The following is a 17039-nucleotide window of genomic DNA, read 5'->3' as shown; positions in this document are numbered from 1 at the left end:
GTGGCCCTCATGCCGCGTCCGAGCCGGACGGAGGCGCCGCGGTGACGGGCTTGCCGGCGATGAAGTCCTGGAGGTCCCCGGGCAGGGGCGAGTCGAAGGTGACGGCCGCGCCGGTGCCCGGGTGGGGGAAGGAGATGCGCGCGGCGTGCAGGGCGTGGCGAGGCAGGCGCAGGCGGGCCCAGGCCTCGGGCTCCAGACAGCGCTTGCTGAAGCGGTCGAAGTAGCCGGGGTCCGGGCCGTACATCTTGTCGCCCACGAGGGGGAAGCCGGCCTCGCGCAGGTGGATGCGAATCTGGTGCTGGCGCCCCGTCTCCGGGTAGCAGCGCAGCAGGGAGAAGGGCGCGCCGTCGCGGGTGAAGCGCTGGAGCACCTGGAAGCGGGTGCGGCTCTCCTTGCCCTCCACGGCGTCGATGCGCACGGCGATGCGGATGAGCTCGGTGCCCTCGGCGATGGGCGCGTCCACGTGGAAGGAGTCCTCGGGCGGGTGGCCCTCGCACACGGCGAGGTACTCCTTGTGCACGTCGCGGGAGACGAAGAGGCGGCCGAGGACGCGGCAGGACTCGGTGGTGCGCCCGCAAACGACGAGGCCGCTCGTCTCCCGGTCGAGCCGGTGGGCGGGCTCGGCGAAGGCCTCGCCGAAGCGCTCGCGCAGCAGGGAGACGAGGGTGCCCTTGTGGTAGCGCGCGGTGGGGTGGATGGGGAGGCCGGCGGGCTTGTCGAGCACGAGCAGCCAGTCGTCCTGGAAGACGGTGGGCAGCTCGGTGGGCGTGTCCGGCTCGGCGCTGGCGGGCCGGCGGATGCGGAAGGAGAGGCCGGGGTAGACGGGGGTGGAGGGCTTGAGGCGGCGGCCCTCGCGGAGGACGCCGCGTTGGATGATGCCGTGGAGGCGCTCGCGCGTCAGGCGGCGGAGCTTTTCGGAGAGGTAGCGGTCGAGCCGCCAGCCGGCGTAGTTCGGCTCGACGACGAACGGGATGTCGACGTAGCCCTCGGGGGCCGCGTCGGACGGGGTGGGGATGGGCTCGCTCTGCGCTCTCATGCGGCAGTGCCGGCTTAACACAGTGCGCCGCGCGCTTCCTCCCCGGGTCCGGGCCTGTTCACTGGGAGCACTTCCCTGCCCCCTCGGAGGGGCCCCCTTGCCGAGCAAGGGGTGGACGTGGAATCACGCGGCGCCCACCCGCCGTGACCGGAGCCGCGAAGCACATGAAGGACCCGACCGCCCTGCCCCACTCGCCGCCGCACGGCTCCGAGGAGGAGTTGCGCGGGCTGCTGGCCGCGCTCCCGGAGAGTGCCGCGGTGCGCGGGATGCTCTTCAACGCCGTGCTGGAGGTGGTGCGGCAGCGGGGAGGCGAAGCCGCGGTGCACCAGTGCCTGGGGAGGCTGGGGGAGAAGCAGTTCCTGGACTTCTTCAGCTATCCGTCGAGCAAGTACCTCGAGGTGCTCTACGCCGCGGCGCGGCTGGGCGGAGGGGAGCCGGAGGACTTCGAGACGGCGCTGCGGCAGTTGGGGCAGCAGGCGGCGGAGAACTTCCTGGTGTCGGCGGCGGGCAGGACGCTGCTGGTGCTGGTGCAGGGAGATCCGCACCGGCTGATCAACAGGTTGCCGTGGGCCATCCTGGTGGGGGTGAGTGGCGTGGAGGTGAACGTGAAGGTGACGGGGCCGTGGAGCGGCGTGCTGACGGTGAAGGGGGACTTCAGTCCCCGGCCGTTCGTCGAGGGCGGCTTCCTGGCGACGTTCGAGGCCGCGAAGGTGAAGGGCGCGAAGGTGCGCTCGTGGCGGGCGGGGCCCGGCATCAACGAGTACGAGCTCTCCTGGGCGTAGGCGCCACATGTCCACCGCTCAGGCGCAGGACTCGGCCACGACGGCCAGCAGCTCCTCCAGCTCGAAGGGCTTGCGCAGGAGCCCCTGCGCTCCGGGAGGCACGTCCCGTCCGCTCGCGGTGCAGAGGATGACCTTCACGGTGTCGTAGAGCGGGTTCTCGCGCAGCAGGTGGAGGAACTGGGCGCCGTCCATCACGGGCATCATCCAGTCCAGCAGGACGAGGCACGGCCGGCCCATGGTCGCCAGCATCTCCAGCGCCATCTGGCCGTGGAAGGCGAGGACGACGCTGTAGCCCGCGTCGTCGAGGATGTCGCGGAGGGCCTCACGGATGTCCGGGTCGTCGTCGACCACCAGGATGGGAGTGGAGGTGGAAGGGAGGGGCTCGGTCATGGGAGCAACCAGGAGAGCGGGTCAGGAGCCGGAAGACGACGGCCGCGGGAGCAGGTGCACGGTGAAGGGGATTCCCTCCGCGAAGGGGGGAGCGTACGCCGACACCGCCCTCCTGTCCGAGGAGGATCGACCGGAGGAGGAAGAGACCTGGCGTCGGGCAGGGCTCGGGCGCTCACCTGGCCGCCAACGCATCGTGAGGCACACGGGGTGCACCGCGGCCGGGCACGAGCGCGCGGTGGGTCACATCCCTGGGGAGCGGCCTCCCTCTCATGATCCGCTCCTCCAGGAGCGGACGTGCGAAAGGAGAACGCGATGGACACGAAAACCCTCATCCGGGCGTGGAAGGACCCGGGATTCAGGGCGAGTCTCCCCCCGGAGCAACGGGACGCGCTGCCCGAGAGCCCCTGCGGGAAGTCGATGGCGGAGCTCTCGGAAGAGGACCTCCAGGGGATCACGGGAGGAGCGTTGCTCCTCGCTCCCCCGGTGCTGCGGCTCGACGGCGCCATTCTCGCGAAGACGCAGTGCGCCTGCACGCATCACTGCGGGCTGCTGAATCTCACGGAGGTGGTGAACCCGAGCCCCGGCGGACTGCCGCCCGGCGTCTGAGGGGCATCGGGTCCTCTCCGTGAGGGACCCGGCTCAAACGGGGTGGTGTTCCGCGGCTGGAGGGGTGGGGACGACGAGGCGGTTGCCGCTCCCACGCCGCGGCGCCTTCCCCACCCCGAGGAACTCCTCGTACAGGCGGGCGATGCGCTCGCCGGTGCGTCCGTCCCAGAGGTCCGGGACGCGGCCCCGCTTCTCGTGACCATCGAGGATGCGGTCCGCGGCCTGGCGGATGCGGACGGGGTCGGTGCCCACCACGAGGTTGGTGCCGATGTCCACGGTGATGGGGCGCTCGGTGTTCTCGCGCACGGTGAGGCAGGGAATGCCGAGCACGGTGGTCTCCTCCTGGAGGCCGCCGGAGTCGGTGAAGACGAGCCGGGCCTGGGAGGTGAGCGCGAGGAACTCCAGGTAGCCCATGGGCTCCACCAGACGCAGGCCCGGGGTGCGCGCCAGCGAGGTGTCCAGGCCCATCTCCGTGATGCGCTTGCGGGTGCGCGGGTGGACGGGGAACACCACGGGCATGCGGGCGGCCACGTGGCCCAGCGCGGAGAGCAGCCCGGTGAGCACCTGGGGATCATCCACGTTGGAGGCGCGGTGCAAAGTGCACACGGCGTAGCCGCGCGGGACGAGCCCCATGTCCTTGAGCGTGGACAGCCGCAGGGCCTTCTCGCGGGCCGCCAGCAGCGAGTCGATCATCACGTTGCCCACGAGCCGGATGCGCTCGGGTTCCAGGCCCTCGCGGATGAGGTTGGCGTCCGCGTCGGCCGAGGGCGTCAGCAGCAGGTCGGAGATGCGGTCGGTGAGGACGCGGTTGATCTCCTCGGGCATGGCGGGGTCGAAGCTGCGCAGACCCGCCTCCACGTGGGCGACGGGGATGTGCATCTTCACCGCCACGAGCGCGGCGGCCAGGGTGCTGTTGACGTCACCCACCACGGAGACGAGGCCGGGCTTCTCGCTGGCGAACACCTTCTCCAGCTCGATCATGACCTTGGCCGTCTGCTCCGCGTGGCTGCCGGAGCCGACGCCGAGGTGGATGTCCGGGGCGGGCATGCCCAGGTCGGTGAAGAAGACGTCACTCATCTTCACGTCGTAGTGCTGCCCGGTGTGCACCAGCTTCTGTTCGAGTGCGCCGTGCTCGGAGATGGCCCGATGGATGGGAGCCACCTTCATGAAGTTGGGACGAGCACCGACGATATGGAGGACCTTCTTCATGGTGGCGGGAAGGTAGGCACGAGGCCCTGGGTGCCTAGTGCCCCCCCCCCTCCGGTGCCGCGCAGCGTCGTGGATCTGATAGAGAGCGCCGCACCATGTCCTCGCCCCGTACCTTCGCCGTCATCCCCGCCCGCTATGCCAGCACGCGCTTTCCCGGCAAGCCGCTGGCCCTCATCGCCGGCCGGCCGATGATCGAACACGTCTGGCGGCGCTGCCAGGAGGCCCGGGCCTTCGACGAGGTGGTGGTGGCCACCGACGATGTGCGCATCCAGGAGACGGTGAGGGGCTTCGGGGGCACGGTGGTGATGACGTCGCCGGACTGCGCCACGGGGACGGACCGGGTGGCCGAGGTGGCGCGGGCGCACCTGGACGTGGACGTCTGGGTGAACGTGCAGGGCGACGAGCCGCTGGTGGACCCGGTTTCACTTCGGGTGTTGGCCGGCCTCTTCGTGCACCCGGAGGTGGAGATGGGCACGCTGGTGCGCCCGCTGGAGGCGGCCGAGGCGGACAGCCCGCACGTGGTGAAGGCGGTGCTGGCGCTGAATGGGGACGCGCTCTACTTCAGCCGCGCCACGGTGCCCTTCATCCGCGAGCCGGGCGAGGCGGGGGCGGTGCGGCGCTGGGCGCACCTGGGGCTGTACGGCTACCGGCGCGAGACGCTGCTGCGGCTGTCGGAGCTGAGCGCCACCCCGCTGGAGCAGGCGGAGAAGTTGGAGCAACTACGAGCCCTGGAGCACGGCATCCGCATCCGTTGCGGGAAGGTGACGGGGCGCTCGGTGGCGGTGGACGTCCCCGGGGACGTGGCCCGGGTGGAGGCGGCGATGCGGGGGGCCTGAGCCCGCTCCCCCGTCCACCAAGGAGACATGCGGAGCGGGGAATCCCGCGTTAGTCTGCGCCCGTGTCCGACGCCTCCCAGAAAACCGAAGCCCCCAAGAAGCCGAAGTTCTCCCGAGTGACGGTGCGCCGCATCGTGGCCCTCGCCCGCCCCCAGGCGCGCAGGATCATGGGCGGCATCGTCTTCCTGCTCATCGCCAGCGGCCTGATGCTGGTGTACCCGAAGGCCATCGGGGACATCATCGACCAGGCCATCAAGGCGGGAGACCGCGCGCAGATCGATCAAATCGCCCTGACGATGGGCGTGGTCTTCATCCTGCAGGGCATCGCGATGGCGCTGCGCTTCTACCTCTTCACCACGGCGGGCGAGCGCGTGGTGACGCAGCTGAGGCAGGACCTGTTCGCCAGCCTCATGTCCCAGGAGGTGGGCTTCTTCGACGAGCGCAAGACGGGAGAGCTCACCAACCGGCTGGCCTCGGACACGACGGTGCTGCAGAACGCGGTGAGCGTGAACATCTCCATGGGCCTGCGCAACGCGGCGCAGGCGGTGGGTGGCATCGCGCTGCTGCTGTACACCTCGCCGGTGCTCACGGGGCTGATGCTGCTCATCGTCCCGGCGGTGGCGGTGGGTGCCGTGACGTACGGCCGCAGGGTGCGCGGGCTCTCCAAGCAGACGCAGGACGCGCTCGCCACCGCCAACGAGGTGGCCGAGGAGGGCCTGTCCGGCATCCGCACCGTGCGCTCCTTCGCCGCCGAGCGGCACGAGGTGGAGCGCTACCGCACGGCCACCGAGCGCGCCTATGACGTCGCGCGCCGCCGGGTGAGCCAGTCCGCCATCTTCATGGCCGCGGCCTCCTCCGCTTCCTACCTCGCCTCGGCGGTGGTGCTCTGGTACGGCGGCCGGCTGGTGCTGGACGGGAAGATGACGGTGGGCAACCTCACCTCCTTCCTCATCTACTCGATGATGGTGGCCTTCGCGCTGGGCGCCCTGACGGACCTGTGGGCGGACTTCATGCGCGCCACGGGCGCCGCCGAGCGCGTCTTCGAGCTCATCGACCGCAAGCCCGCCATCCCCGCCTCGGGCGGCGAGCGCCTGCCGTCGGTGCAGGGCCGCGTCGAGTTCCAGCAGGTGCGCTTCGCCTATCCCACGCGCCCGGACGTGCCGGTGCTGCAGGGCATCGACTTGAAGCTGGACCCGGGCGAGGTGGTGGCCATCGTGGGCCCCTCGGGCGCGGGCAAGTCCACCATCGCCGGGCTGCTGGCGCGCATGTATGACCCGCAGGGCGGGCGCCTGATGCTGGACGGCCGCCCCCTGAGCGCGTTGGATCCCGAGTGGCTGCGGCAGCAGATTGGCACGGTGGCCCAGGAGCCCATGCTCTTCGCCTCCTCCATCGAGGACAACATCCGCTACGGCCGCATGGACGCCACGCAGGCGGAGATCGAGGCCGCCGCGCGTGCCGCCAACGCGCACGAGTTCATCTCCCGCTTCCCCGAGGGCTACCGCACGCTGGTGGGTGAGCGCGGCGTGCAGCTGTCCGGCGGGCAGAAGCAGCGCATCGCCATCGCGCGCGCCATGCTGAAGAACCCGCGCCTGCTGGTGCTGGACGAGGCCACCAGCGCGCTCGACGCCGAGAGCGAGCACCTGGTGCAGGAGGCGTTGGACCGGCTGATGAAGGGCCGCACCACCCTCATCATCGCCCACCGCCTGTCCACGGTGATTGGCGCGGACCGCGTGCTGGTGCTCGAGGGCGGCCAGGTGGTGCAGAGCGGCAACCACGCCGCGCTCATGGGCCAGGAGGGCCTCTACCGCCGGCTGGTGGAGCGTCAGTTCGTGGCGGCCTGACGGGGGCTCGCCCTCCCGCCTGCCCTCCACCCAGGCACGAAACACCTCCCAGGCGGAGTGGCGCGGTGGAAGACGCGCCATTACATAAGCCGCCGCAGAAAGGAGGTGATGCCTTGACCGATAGCAACAGTCAGGCGTCCACCTCCGCTCGCATGGCGCGCTGATAAAGCCACCCTGCGGCGGAAGTGTCGACGCCAGCAGTTCGGGCCCGCCCGTTTCGCGCACCCCTCCACGCTTGGGGCCGCGGGACGGGCGGTCCTTTTTTCTACCGGGCCCTCGGGAATGCGCGCGCGACAACCCTGTTGCACGCGCGAGGGGGGAAAGGCCCGTTCATCCGCCGGAGGACCTGTCCTTGTCCATCACACCGTGCCCGAGTCCTCTGCCTTCCGCCCTGCGTGACGAGACGGCGGTGGAGGCCCAGCGCAACCTGTTCTGCTTCAACTACGACGCCTGTCTTCATCTCGCGGTGAAACGGGGCTGGGACGGCTGGTCCTGCCGCCACTGCCCCCTGCGCGAGCAGCGGGACTTGGAACCCAGGGCCCGCGACTACGCCGAATCCCGCCCGAGGACCCAGAGCCAGGAGTGAAATGCGCCGCTTGCCGGACTTCCTGGACCAGGCGAGCGTCCGGGGGCGTTGACAGAATCATTGACGCCCCCGGGGTCTCTTGGCAGGAAGGGTCATGCGCTCCAAGAAGACCAAGTTCATCTTCGTGACCGGCGGGGTCGTGAGTTCGCTGGGCAAGGGGCTCGCCTCTGCTTCCATTGGCGCCCTGCTCGAGAACCGCGGGCTCGACATCACGCTGCTCAAGCTCGATCCGTACATCAACATCGATCCGGGCACGATGAGCCCGTTCCAACATGGCGAGGTCTTCGTCACCGACGACGGTGGCGAGACCGACATGGATCTGGGCCACTACGAGCGCTTCACCAACGCGCGGATGTCCCGGCTCAACAACTTCACCTCCGGGCGCATCTACCACGCCGTCATCCAGAAGGAGCGGCGGGGCGAGTACCTGGGCAAGACGGTCCAGGTGATTCCGCACATCACCGATGAGATCAAGTCCTGCATCCGCCAGGCGGCGCAAGGCATGGACGCGGTCATCGTCGAGGTGGGCGGCACCGTGGGTGACATCGAGTCGCTGCCCTTCCTCGAGGCCATCCGCCAGATGCGCTACGACGTGGGCAGCGGCAACACCGTCTACATGCACCTCACGCTGCTGCCCTACATCGGCGCGGCCGGCGAGGTGAAGACCAAGCCCACCCAGCACTCGGTGATGAAGCTGCGGGAGATCGGCATCCAGCCCGACTTCCTCATCTGCCGCACCGACCGGGAAATCAGCCGCGAGATGAAGGACAAGATCGCCATGTTCTGCAACGTGGACCCGGGCAACGTGTTCACCTCGCCGGACGTGAAGAGCATCTACGAGCTGCCCCTGGAGCTGCACCGTCAGGGCATCGACGAGCGGCTGGCCGAGACGCTCAACATCTGGACGCGCGCCGCCCGGCTGGACCGCTGGGAGGACATCATCCGCAAGGTGTACTCGCCGGGCCGCGGCGAGGTGAAGGTGGGCATCGTCGGCAAGTACGTGGACCTCAAGGAGAGCTACAAGAGCCTCAACGAGGCGCTGCTCCACGGCGGCATCGCCAACGACGTGAAGGTGGACCTGCAGTTCGTGGACTCGCAGGACGTGGAGGAGAAGGGCGCCGAGGCGCTGCTCTCCGGCGTGGACGCCATCCTGGTGCCCGGTGGTTTCGGCGTGCGCGGCACCGAGGGGAAGATCGCGGCGGTGCGCTATGCCCGGGAGAAGCGGGTGCCCTTCTTCGGCATCTGCCTGGGCCTGCAGATGGCGGTGGTGGAGTTCAGCCGCAACGTCCTGGGCCTGGTGGACTCCAACTCCTTGGAGTTCAACGAGCACACCTCGCACCCGGTGGTGACGCTCATGGAGAGCCAGGTGAAGGTGCAGGACAAGGGTGGTACGATGCGTCTGGGCAGCTACGCCTGCGCGCTGAAGCCCGGCTCGCTGGCGCACAAGCTGTACGGGGAGGACGTCATCCAGGAGCGCCACCGCCACCGCTACGAGGTGAACAACGCCTACCGCGGCCGGCTGCAGGAGGCGGGCCTCGTCGTGTCCGGCCACAACCCCGAGCTCAACCTCGTGGAGATGATTGAGCTGCCGGACCACCCCTACTTCGTGGGCTGCCAGTTCCATCCGGAGTTCAAGAGCAAGCCCTTCGCGCCGCACCCGCTCTTCTCCGGATTCATCCGCGCGGCCCTCGCGCAGCGTGACGCCGGGAGGACGCAGGCATGAGCGGCCCCTCCATCACCCTGTGCGGCCACAAGGTCGGCCCGGGCCAGAAGCTCTTCGTCATCGCCGGCCCGGACAGCATCGAGTCCGAGGACATGGCGCTGCGCCACGCGAAGCTCCTCAAGGAGCTGACGGGCCGGCTGGGCGTGCCCTACGCCTTCAAGTGCTCCTACGACAAGGCCAACCGCACCAGCGGCAAGTCCTTCCGGGGGCCCGGCCTGAAGGAGGGCCTGCGCATCCTCGAGCGCGTCAAGCGCGAGGTGGGCGTGCCCATCCTCACGGACGTCCACGAGACGAGCCACGTGGGCCCCGCCGCCGAGGTGGTGGACATCATCCAGATTCCCGCCTTCCTCTGCCGCCAGACGGACCTGGTGGAGGCGGTGGCGCGCACGGGCAAGGGCGTCAACCTGAAGAAGGGCCAGTTCGTGGCCCCCAAGGACATCGTCCACTCGGCGCGCAAGGCCGTGGAGACGGGCAACCCCAACGTGCTCGTCACCGAGCGCGGCGCCACCTTCGGGTACAACAACCTGGTGGTGGACATGCGCGGCTTCGCCCAGATGCGCGAGGCCGGGCTCGTCGTCTGCTTCGACGCCACCCACTCCGTGCAGCTCCCCTCCTCCGGCGATGGCCAGACGGGCGGGGAGCGCAAGTTCGTGTCCCTGCTGGCCCGCTCCGCCGCGGCCGCCGGAATAGACGCGCTTTTCACGGAAGTACATGAAGACCCGGACCGTGCCCTGTGTGACGGTCCGTGCTCGCTCAATCCCCAGATGTTCGAGGACGTGCTACGTCAGGTACTCGCCATCCGGCGCGCGTTGGGTCACGAACCTGCGTAGGGGAAGAATTCGCGGTAAGTAGTGTGTGAACGAAGTCGTGGGGAGGGAGTCAGAGGGACGCGACATGACGGAGCTGCCGCCCAAACCGAGCAGGGACGAGCTGACGGAGCGCGCGGCACGCGTGCGTCTGCTCGCCTTCGACGTGGACGGCGTCCTGACGGATGGTGGCCTGTTCTACGGCGATGGCGGCGAGGTGATGAAGCGCTTCGACGTCAAGGACGGCCACGGTCTGGTGATGGCGAGGCTGGCGGGGTTGCGCACCGCCCTCCTCACCGCACGCTCCTCCTCCATCGTGGAAGTGCGCGGCCGGGAGCTGGGCCTGGCCGCCGTGCTCCAGGGCCGCAAGAACAAGGCGGCGGGTTTCCGGGAGCTGCTGTCCCAGCTGGAGGTCCCCCCCGAGGAGTGCGCGTACATGGGGGATGACCTCAACGACCTGGGCCCTCTGGGCATGGCGGGCTTGTCGGCCTGCCCGGCGGATGCCGCCGCCGAGGTCCGGCAGTCGGTGCATTACGTGGCGCGGTGCCGGGGAGGTCACGGGGCCGCGCGCGAGCTGGTGGAGTTGTGTCTGAGGGCATCGGGACGGTGGGAGGCCACCGTTCAACACATGAGGGACCCTGATGCCCTACAAGCTGTCAAGTTGTGAAATCGAAGAATTTTCGCTTCCCGCTTAGGTGTCTTATCCTATGAAGGCCGGAAGCCAGCAGTGCAGAGTGAGGGGAGTTCGATGACGGATCAGCTCTACACGACCCACGACATCAGCCGGTTGCTCCAGGTGGACCCGTCCACGGTGAGCAAGTGGATCGACCGCGGCATCCTCATGGCGTTCCGGACGCCGGGCGGTCACCGGCGCGTGCGCTCGGCGGACCTTCGCACCTTCCTCATCACCCACCAGATGCCGGTGCCCGAGGAGTTGGGCAGCAGCACCGTGCGCCTGCTGGTGGTGGATGACGAGCGGCAGGTGCTCGACGCCATCAAGCGTGCCTTCAAGCCCTACGCGAACCAGGTGGAGCTGCAGACGACCACCAGCGGCGTCGAGGCCCTCCTGCTCGTGAGCGAGCAGAAGCCGCACGGCATGCTCATCGACCTGAACATGCCGGACATCGACGGTATCGAGGTGTGCCGCCGCATCCGCGCCCGCAAGCAGATGGAAGGCGTGCGGCTCATCACCATGACGTCGGCGCACTCGCCCGAGGTGGTGGAGAGCTCCAAGCAGGCCGGCGCCGTGGCGTGCCTGCCCAAGCCGCTGGACGTGCAGCAGGTGCTCGACCTTTTCCGCGTGCCGCTGGCGCTCGGCGGCACCACCACCGCCGTCAAGCGCTAGTCCGCGCCCACGCCCCGAGCGGCGAAGCGTCCCCGGGGGCCCGTCACACGGTCCCCGTTGAGTGCGCATCGCCGCCCGTGTGTCCTGCGTCCGCGAAAAACGGACGGGACGAGCCTGCCCAGGAGGCCCGTCCCGCCAGTACCGCCGTCCCTTCCCCTTCAGCTCAGCCGTTGACCTTCACCTCGACCACGCGGGGGCGGGACTCCTCGCGCCGCGGCAGCGTCAGGGTGAGCACGCCGTTCTCGTAGCGGGCCTCCACGCGGGAGGCGTCCACGGTGCGCGGCAGCGTGAAGGAGCGGGCGTACACGCCGAAGCTGCGCTCCAGGCGCCGCGCGCTGTCCTTCTCCGGGCGCTCGGCCACCTTGCGCTCGGACTTGAGGGTGAGGGTGTCGTTCTCCACCTTCACCTCGATGGCCTTGGCGTCATGCCCCGGCAGGTCCACCTGCAGGGTGATGCCCTCGGCCGTCTCGTAGATGTCCGCGGGCGGGACGAGCTCGCGGGCATTGCCCTGGCGCACGCTCAGCTCCCGGAAGAGCTGGTCGAACTCCTTGGCCATGATGGGGCCCAGCGCGACGGCACCATTGCTCATCTCGAACGGGTTCCAGCGGTTCAGCATGGACGTCTCCTGTTCGCGCCACACTCCAGACGGAGCGGCAGCGCGCGTGTTGAGTTGAAACCGGGTGTTTGTTCGTTGGCGCCGGACCCGCTGTCTTCAGGGCCCGGCGCCGCTCACAGCTTCAAGAGAACCATGCTTCGGGACGTGTCAAGGCGACGCGCCGCGGGCCCCTTTGGGCCGGCTCAATCGTCCTCGCGCCCGAGGAAGACGGACACGTCCTCCTCCTCGCGGGAGACGTGCACCACCCACGGCCGGCAGCACACCGGGCAGTCCTCCACGTACGTCTCCGACGAGGGGCCACCCGGGTCCACCGTCACCTCCACCTCCTCACCGCAGTAGGGGCAGAGCAGCAGGGCATCGTCCGCGAAGGGTTGCATCAGGGTTCTCCTGCCTGGAGGTAGAGCAGCCGGGCGAGCAGGGGCCGGTCGCAGGGGCCGCCCTCACGCCAGCCGGCCACCTGGGGACGCAGGCCGCCCACGTCCACGCCTTCACACGCCGGGGGAAGGGACTCGAGCCGCTCCAGGGCGCGGGAGAAGAGCGTCCAGGCGCCCCGGGCATTGCCCGCGTCGCGCTTGAGCCAACCGGCCGCCACGAGGATGAGGCCCTGGAGCAACAGACGTCGGGGGCCGTGCTCGTGCTGCCAGGCTTCTTCCCAGACCTCGTGGGCCTCGAAGAAGCGCCCCGAGTCGAAGAGCGCCACCCCCTCCGCCAGGCAGGTATCGAATCCACGTGGCATCGAACGCGACTCCGGCCTCCTTCCTCCGTAGACTGGCGGCCATGGCCGCACCTCGCAACCGTATCGGAGAGATTCTCGTCAAGGCCCGCGTCATCGACGAGATGCAGCTTCGCAGCGCGCTCGCCCAGCACGACCAGTGGGGCGGGCGCCTGTCGCGCATCATCACCGACATGGGCATCGCCAAGGAGGACACCCTCACCGAGGCCATCGCCCAGGGCCTGGGCATGCAGCGCGTCCAGCTGGGGACCGCCAAGGACGTAGGCGCCCTCGCCAAGCTGGACGTCGGCCTCGCCGAGCAGAAGGGCATCTTCCCCGTGTCCCTGCGTGACAACGGCAAGACGCTCGTGCTCGCCATGGCGGACCCCACCGACCTGCAGACCATCGACCAGGTGGCCGCCCGCAGCCGGACGCGTGTCATCCCCGTGGTGGCCGGCGACCGTGAAATCCAGAACGCCATCCTGCGCCACTACCGCAACCAGGATCCGGCCGTCACCCACTCGTCCCACTCGGCCTCGAGCAAGAGCAGCGTCTCGTCTGGCGACGAGGACGAGTTCAAGGTCGTCGACATGAGCGGCAAGACGGTGGTGAAGGCCATCGCCGACATCGCGCCGAACATGGCCCGGGAGAACGCCCGGCCCGCCACGACTCCCGCTCCCGTGCGTTCCGCGGGTGGGGGCAGCGCTTCGGACCTGCTCGACGAGATTCTCAGCGGCTCGCCCGCTCCGGCCGAGGTGTTCTCCCCCGAGGAGATGCAGCGGCTGCAGGCGGTGCAGGCCAACCAGGAGAAGAGCTCCAAGATTCTGCGCGCCCTGCTCGAGCTGCTGCTGGAGAAGGGCATGGTGCAGCAGCGGGAGCTGGCGGCGCGCATGCGCCCCTCCTGAGGCGCCCTACCCCAGCACTGCCTAGCGCAGCACTTCCTACCCCAGCACTTCCTGGAGCTCGCGGCCGGTGAGTCCCAGGAGGTAGAGGATGGTGTCCAGGCCGCCGGCGGAGATGGAGGTATCGGCCGCCTGGCGCAGCTTGGGCTTGGCGCGGAAGGCGATGCCCAGCCCCGCGCGCTCCAGCATCAACAGGTCATTGGCGCCATCGCCCACGGCGATGACCTGGTCGAGCAGGATGCCCTCCGCCTGGGCGATGCTCTCCAGCAATTCGGCCTTGCGGCGCGCGTTGACGATGGGCCCCAGCGTGCGGCCGGTGAGCTTGCCGTCCACCTCCTCCAGCACGTTGGAGTGGGCCTGGTCGATGCCCAGCCGGGCCTTGAGCGCCTCGGCCGCCACGGAGAAGCCACCGCTGAGGATGGCGGTGCGGTAGCCCAGGCGCTTGAGCACGCGGATGAGCGTCTCCGCGCCCTCGGTGAGCGGGAGGTTGGCGGCGATATCGTACAGCACCTTCGCGTCCAGCCCCTTCAGCAGCGACACGCGCTGGCGCAGGGACTCGTCGTAGTCCATCTCCCCGTGCATGGCGCGCTCGGTGATGCGCGCCACCTGCTCGCCCACGCCGTAGGCCCGCGCCAGCTCGTCGATGACCTCGATGCGGATGAGCGTGGAGTCCATGTCCATCACCACCATCCGCTTGCCGCGCCGGTAGAGGCTCTCGCGCTGCAACGCCACGTCGAAGGCGTTGGTGGACATGGACAGCTCCAGCAGCGAGCGCTTGAGCTCCTCGGGCTCGCGCTCCGGCGGCAGGGCGATGTGGATTTCGACGGAGCCGAGCTCCGCCTCGGACAGGCGGTTGACGCGCTCGATGTTGGCCGCGTGCCGGGCGAGCCGCTCGGTCACGGCGTGCAGCTCACGCGCGCCCAGGGAGCGGCCCACCACGGTGACGACATGACGGCTGGGAACAGCGGCGGCCGGAGCCTTCGGCGCGGACACCGGCTGGAAGTCCAGCGACACGCCCAGCTCGCGAGCCACGAAGAGCAGCTCCTTGAGCACATCGCGCGTCTCGGGCAGACGCACCAGCAGACACAGGGTGAGCTGCCCCTGCACCACCACCTGCTCGATGTCGAGCAGCGCCGCGCCCACCCCGGCGAGGATGCCGGTGAGGCGGGCGGTGATGCCGGGATGGTCCTTCCCGGTGACGGTGATGAGCACGGAGTCCTGGGGGTTCGGGCTGTCGCTCATGGTGGAGCGAGTCTGACAGCCCGGCCCGTCCGCCGCGAGCACTCGTCACACGGGAGGCGTCAGCGCGGCTCCGAGGACAGGATGAGATCGCCCTTGGCGAGGAACTGCGCCTCGGGGAAGGACTTGTAGAAGTCCTCCAACATGGCGTCGAGGTCCGGGTAGCGCTGGTCCACGCGGTCCTGGGTCATCTTGTCGAAGATGGCATCCAGGCCGGCGGGGGCCTCGGGGTTGACCTCGGAGGGCAGCGGCGAGCGGCGGCCCGGAATCTGCCCGGTGAGCATCTCGTAGAGGAGGATGCCCAGCCCGTAGACGTCGGCGGCGGGACCGGCTTCCTTCGCACGCTGCGGCTGGATGAGCTCGGGGGCCAGGTACACCATGCCGCCGGCGCCCACGAAGACCTGGGGCAGGCCCTTGGAGGCATCCTGCTCCACCACGCGCACCAGGCCGAAGTCGCCCAGCTTCGCGTTGCCGTAGACGTCGAAGAGCACGTTCTCCGGCTTGAGGTTGTGGTGGGTGAGGCCCGCGGCGTGCGCGGCGCGCAGCGCATAGGCGCACTGCAGGAAGCAGCGCAGGGCGAACGCCACCGGCACGCCCTTGCCCTCCCCCTCCTCCAGCTTGCCCTTGAGGCTGCCGTGCAGCAGCTCGAGCACGAAGTAGGGCCGGGCCGTCTCCGTGTTCTGATCCAACACCTGGACGATGCCCGGGTGGCGCACCTGGGCCTGCGCGCACAGCTCCTTCTTCAGCCGCTTGAGCACGTCGCCGCGCTGCAGGAAGGAGAAGTAGCCGAAGATGTCCTTCAGCTCCTTGACGCAGATGTCCAGCCCGAGCGCGTTGAAGCGCCCCTTGTACGCGGTGCCGAGCGGCCCGGTGCCGAGCGGCTCGAGCTTCTGGTAGCGCTGATCCAACAGCTCCACGGCCTTGCTCACGGGAGCGGGAGCGGCGGCGACAGGGGCCGGCGCGGGCGCGGGAGGCGCCAGGGACGCCATGGGCGCGACGGAAGGCGGGGGCGCGGTGGGCGGCGAGGGAAGGGCCTCGTTGCGCACGCTGGCCACGGGGGGCGGCACCGGAACGGGCGCGGCCACCGGCACCTCGAAGCTGAACGTCCCGGACGTGCGGGCCCTCGGCAGCGAGGGAATCGGAGGCTCCGCGGTCTTCGTCACCTCCTGCTCCTCGAGGAGGAGGTCCGGCGGAGGCGGCGGCATCGAGGAATGCGAGGAGTGGGCGCCTTCGGCCTCGCGCGGGGCGATGGCCGGATCCGTGCCGAGCTGCTCGGAGAAGAACTCCCCTACCTCCATGCCGAACTTGTCCTGCAGCTCGCCATCCACCACGCGCTCGCCCAGGTCGGTCAGGCGCAGCTGGGCCTCGCGATGATCCAGGGCGATGTAGAGGTACTTGCGCAGGAAGAGGTAGTAGCTGTCGAACTCCAGCGAGACGGACGGCTCGAGCGCGGCCTTCACATCGGCCAGCTTGTTGGAGCGTCCCAGACGGCCGTTCTCCCTCAGGCTCTGGAGGATGAACAACGCCTCGCCGCTGACGGTATCGCGGTGGATGGAGGGCTTGGGCATGTGGGCCGGACTCTACGCGTCCCGGCGCCCTGCCTCAAACTCAGCCCCCCTGCCTGCCGTCAGGGCCCGCGTTCAAGGGATGTGCAGCAGCTGCTTCACCGTCTCCAGCACTTCCTGGAAACGCACCGGCTTGCGCAGGTAGATGTCCACGCCCAGCTGCATGGCGCGCTCGCGAGCCTCCGGACCTCCCGCGGAGATGGCCACCACGGGAATGGACTTGAGCGGCTCCTCGGCGCGGATGCGCTCGATGAGCGCGAACCCGTCCATCACCGGCATGTACAGGTCCGTCATCACCAGGCTGAACTGGGTGGAGCGCAGCGCCTGCAGCGCGTGGTGCCCGTCCGGCGAGAAGTGGACCTCCAGCGGCACCTTGCCCGCCAGCTCGCCGCTCGCCAGCTTCTTGAGCACGTAGCTGTACATCTCGACGATGTGCGGGTTGTCCTCGACGATGAGCACACGGTAGCCCTCGGCGGGGAGGGCCGTCCGGTCCGACGCGCGGGTCTGTCCTGCCGAGCTCAAGATTTCACCCAATCGCTGCCGGTCCTGATCGCGCACCACCCGGATGCCGACACCACCTGGAGCATCCTCGGATGCCGGCCGGACCCAGGCCACCGTCCCCACGACTTGTACCGGATTCATGAGCCCCGGGAAAGAAAGTGCCAGTCCCAGCTCCTGTCCGGGCGTGAAGGTCCGGTCGGTCTGCACGAAGATCCCCCCCTTGGAGAGGTTCTCCGTGACCGCCACCATCCGCTCCTGATTCGGGAACTGCACCCTCAACACCAGGGGCACCCGGGGCTCGTCGCGCTTGTCGTCTGATCCCCGGTTCATAACAAGGGCTTGAA

The 17039-nt window shown here is 69.4% G+C and carries 19 protein-coding genes; 10 read left to right on the top strand and 9 right to left on the bottom strand.

Annotated elements, in window-relative coordinates; genetic code table 11:
- Nucleotides 1-7: 7 nt before the first annotated feature.
- Nucleotides 8-1036, bottom strand: coding sequence for an RluA family pseudouridine synthase (locus VFZ09_RS36965; RefSeq protein ID WP_329732472.1), 1029 nt, complete (start codon nucleotides 1034-1036; stop codon nucleotides 8-10).
- Between the two features lie 164 nt (nucleotides 1037-1200).
- On the opposite strand from VFZ09_RS36965, the gene VFZ09_RS36960 reads away from it, so the two are divergent.
- Entirely contained in the window at nucleotides 1201-1818 is a 618-nt protein-coding gene (locus VFZ09_RS36960) for a TIGR02265 family protein (protein WP_329732471.1), read from the top strand.
- 18 nt (nucleotides 1819-1836) lie between these two features.
- Here the strand turns inward: VFZ09_RS36960 and VFZ09_RS36955 are convergent, their stop codons facing one another.
- Entirely contained in the window at nucleotides 1837-2208 is a 372-nt protein-coding gene (locus VFZ09_RS36955; protein ID WP_329732470.1) for a response regulator, read from the bottom strand.
- Between the two features lie 312 nt (nucleotides 2209-2520).
- Between VFZ09_RS36955 and VFZ09_RS36950 the strand changes: the two genes are divergently transcribed.
- Complete coding sequence (locus tag VFZ09_RS36950) at nucleotides 2521-2814, top strand: mersacidin/lichenicidin family type 2 lantibiotic (RefSeq protein WP_329732469.1); 294 nt, start codon at nucleotides 2521-2523, stop codon at nucleotides 2812-2814.
- A gap of 33 nt (nucleotides 2815-2847) precedes the next feature.
- On the opposite strand, the gene wecB is transcribed toward VFZ09_RS36950, so the two are convergent.
- Nucleotides 2848-4023 carry a non-hydrolyzing UDP-N-acetylglucosamine 2-epimerase gene (wecB, locus tag VFZ09_RS36945; protein WP_329732468.1) on the bottom strand — a complete coding sequence of 392 codons (1176 nt, stop codon included), beginning with the start codon at nucleotides 4021-4023 and terminating at the stop codon, nucleotides 2848-2850.
- A 95-nt stretch (nucleotides 4024-4118) separates the two neighbouring features.
- Here wecB and kdsB point away from each other — a divergent pair, with 95 nt between their 5' ends.
- The 7 genes from kdsB to VFZ09_RS36910 all read left to right on the top strand — a co-directional run bounded on the left by kdsB (nucleotide 4119) and on the right by VFZ09_RS36910 (nucleotide 11160).
- Nucleotides 4119-4859 carry a 3-deoxy-manno-octulosonate cytidylyltransferase gene (kdsB, locus tag VFZ09_RS36940; protein WP_329732467.1) on the top strand — a complete coding sequence of 247 codons (741 nt, stop codon included), beginning with the start codon at nucleotides 4119-4121 and terminating at the stop codon, nucleotides 4857-4859.
- 62 nt (nucleotides 4860-4921) lie between these two features.
- Nucleotides 4922-6700: an ABC transporter ATP-binding protein gene (locus VFZ09_RS36935; RefSeq protein ID WP_414640784.1), complete on the top strand. Its 1779-nt coding sequence runs from the start codon at nucleotides 4922-4924 to the stop codon at nucleotides 6698-6700.
- Between the two features lie 352 nt (nucleotides 6701-7052).
- A complete protein-coding gene (locus tag VFZ09_RS36930) occupies nucleotides 7053-7286 on the top strand; it encodes a hypothetical protein (protein WP_329732466.1) in 234 nt (77 codons plus the stop codon).
- Nucleotides 7287-7380: 94 nt separating this feature from the next.
- A complete protein-coding gene (locus VFZ09_RS36925; protein WP_329732465.1) occupies nucleotides 7381-9009 on the top strand; it encodes a CTP synthase in 1629 nt (542 codons plus the stop codon).
- Nucleotides 9006-9839, top strand: a complete 834-nt coding sequence (kdsA, locus tag VFZ09_RS36920) for a 3-deoxy-8-phosphooctulonate synthase (protein ID WP_329732464.1) — start codon at nucleotides 9006-9008, stop codon at nucleotides 9837-9839. Before VFZ09_RS36925 ends, kdsA begins: the two co-directional genes overlap by 4 nt.
- A gap of 64 nt (nucleotides 9840-9903) precedes the next feature.
- Nucleotides 9904-10482 (top strand): KdsC family phosphatase, encoded by a 579-nt coding sequence (locus VFZ09_RS36915; RefSeq protein ID WP_329732463.1) that lies wholly within the window; start codon nucleotides 9904-9906, stop codon nucleotides 10480-10482.
- Nucleotides 10483-10563: 81 nt separating this feature from the next.
- Nucleotides 10564-11160: a response regulator gene (locus VFZ09_RS36910; RefSeq protein WP_047855425.1), complete on the top strand. Its 597-nt coding sequence runs from the start codon at nucleotides 10564-10566 to the stop codon at nucleotides 11158-11160.
- Between the two features lie 163 nt (nucleotides 11161-11323).
- On the opposite strand, the gene VFZ09_RS36905 is transcribed toward VFZ09_RS36910, so the two are convergent.
- The 3 genes from VFZ09_RS36905 to VFZ09_RS36895 form a co-directional block, all read right to left on the bottom strand.
- Entirely contained in the window at nucleotides 11324-11776 is a 453-nt protein-coding gene (locus VFZ09_RS36905) for an Hsp20/alpha crystallin family protein (protein WP_329732462.1), read from the bottom strand.
- A gap of 182 nt (nucleotides 11777-11958) precedes the next feature.
- Complete coding sequence (locus VFZ09_RS36900) at nucleotides 11959-12153, bottom strand: CPXCG motif-containing cysteine-rich protein (protein WP_329732461.1); 195 nt, start codon at nucleotides 12151-12153, stop codon at nucleotides 11959-11961.
- Entirely contained in the window at nucleotides 12153-12512 is a 360-nt protein-coding gene (locus VFZ09_RS36895; protein ID WP_329732460.1) for a DUF309 domain-containing protein, read from the bottom strand. The genes VFZ09_RS36900 and VFZ09_RS36895 overlap by 1 nt, the downstream gene beginning before the upstream one ends.
- A 41-nt stretch (nucleotides 12513-12553) precedes the next feature.
- Here VFZ09_RS36895 and VFZ09_RS36890 point away from each other — a divergent pair, with 41 nt between their 5' ends.
- Nucleotides 12554-13393: a hypothetical protein gene (locus VFZ09_RS36890; protein WP_329732459.1), complete on the top strand. Its 840-nt coding sequence runs from the start codon at nucleotides 12554-12556 to the stop codon at nucleotides 13391-13393.
- A 36-nt stretch (nucleotides 13394-13429) separates the two neighbouring features.
- On the opposite strand, the gene serB is transcribed toward VFZ09_RS36890, so the two are convergent.
- The 3 genes from serB to VFZ09_RS36875 form a co-directional block, all read right to left on the bottom strand.
- Complete coding sequence (gene serB / locus VFZ09_RS36885; protein ID WP_329732458.1) at nucleotides 13430-14632, bottom strand: phosphoserine phosphatase SerB; 1203 nt, start codon at nucleotides 14630-14632, stop codon at nucleotides 13430-13432.
- Between the two features lie 59 nt (nucleotides 14633-14691).
- The gene (locus VFZ09_RS36880) at nucleotides 14692-16197 is read right to left on the bottom strand and encodes a serine/threonine-protein kinase (protein WP_329732457.1); all 1506 of its coding nucleotides are present in this window, start codon (nucleotides 16195-16197) and stop codon (nucleotides 14692-14694) included.
- 72 nt (nucleotides 16198-16269) lie between these two features.
- On the bottom strand, nucleotides 16270-17025 hold the full coding sequence (locus VFZ09_RS36875) for a TIGR02266 family protein (RefSeq protein WP_329732456.1): 756 nt from the start codon (nucleotides 17023-17025) through the stop codon (nucleotides 16270-16272).
- Nucleotides 17026-17039 lie beyond the last annotated feature (14 nt).

The sequence above is a fragment of the Archangium sp. genome (assembly GCF_036277355.1).
Lineage (GTDB): Bacteria > Myxococcota > Myxococcia > Myxococcales > Myxococcaceae > Archangium.
Note: the sequence above shows the minus strand (reverse complement) of the source record. Positions and strands in the feature narration are given on the sequence as shown.

Excerpts from the sequence above, each read along its gene's own strand:
- VFZ09_RS36955 (WP_329732470.1), bottom strand. The coding sequence starts at position 2,208 with ATGACCGAGCCCCTCCCTTCCACCTCCACTCCCATCCTGGTGGTCGAC.
- VFZ09_RS36915 (WP_329732463.1), top strand. The coding sequence starts at position 9,904 with ATGACGGAGCTGCCGCCCAAACCGAGCAGGGACGAGCTGACGGAGCGC.
- VFZ09_RS36950 (WP_329732469.1), top strand. The coding sequence starts at position 2,521 with ATGGACACGAAAACCCTCATCCGGGCGTGGAAGGACCCGGGATTCAGG.
- VFZ09_RS36905 (WP_329732462.1), bottom strand. The coding sequence starts at position 11,776 with ATGCTGAACCGCTGGAACCCGTTCGAGATGAGCAATGGTGCCGTCGCG.
- VFZ09_RS36910 (WP_047855425.1), top strand. The coding sequence starts at position 10,564 with ATGACGGATCAGCTCTACACGACCCACGACATCAGCCGGTTGCTCCAG.
- VFZ09_RS36960 (WP_329732471.1), top strand. The coding sequence starts at position 1,201 with ATGAAGGACCCGACCGCCCTGCCCCACTCGCCGCCGCACGGCTCCGAG.
- kdsA (WP_329732464.1), top strand. The coding sequence starts at position 9,006 with ATGAGCGGCCCCTCCATCACCCTGTGCGGCCACAAGGTCGGCCCGGGC.
- VFZ09_RS36965 (WP_329732472.1), bottom strand. The coding sequence starts at position 1,036 with ATGAGAGCGCAGAGCGAGCCCATCCCCACCCCGTCCGACGCGGCCCCC.
- kdsB (WP_329732467.1), top strand. The coding sequence starts at position 4,119 with ATGTCCTCGCCCCGTACCTTCGCCGTCATCCCCGCCCGCTATGCCAGC.
- VFZ09_RS36875 (WP_329732456.1), bottom strand. The coding sequence starts at position 17,025 with ATGAACCGGGGATCAGACGACAAGCGCGACGAGCCCCGGGTGCCCCTG.
- VFZ09_RS36895 (WP_329732460.1), bottom strand. The coding sequence starts at position 12,512 with ATGCCACGTGGATTCGATACCTGCCTGGCGGAGGGGGTGGCGCTCTTC.
- serB (WP_329732458.1), bottom strand. The coding sequence starts at position 14,632 with ATGAGCGACAGCCCGAACCCCCAGGACTCCGTGCTCATCACCGTCACC.
- wecB (WP_329732468.1), bottom strand. The coding sequence starts at position 4,023 with ATGAAGAAGGTCCTCCATATCGTCGGTGCTCGTCCCAACTTCATGAAG.
- VFZ09_RS36880 (WP_329732457.1), bottom strand. The coding sequence starts at position 16,197 with ATGCCCAAGCCCTCCATCCACCGCGATACCGTCAGCGGCGAGGCGTTG.
- VFZ09_RS36900 (WP_329732461.1), bottom strand. The coding sequence starts at position 12,153 with ATGCAACCCTTCGCGGACGATGCCCTGCTGCTCTGCCCCTACTGCGGT.
- VFZ09_RS36890 (WP_329732459.1), top strand. The coding sequence starts at position 12,554 with ATGGCCGCACCTCGCAACCGTATCGGAGAGATTCTCGTCAAGGCCCGC.
- VFZ09_RS36925 (WP_329732465.1), top strand. The coding sequence starts at position 7,381 with ATGCGCTCCAAGAAGACCAAGTTCATCTTCGTGACCGGCGGGGTCGTG.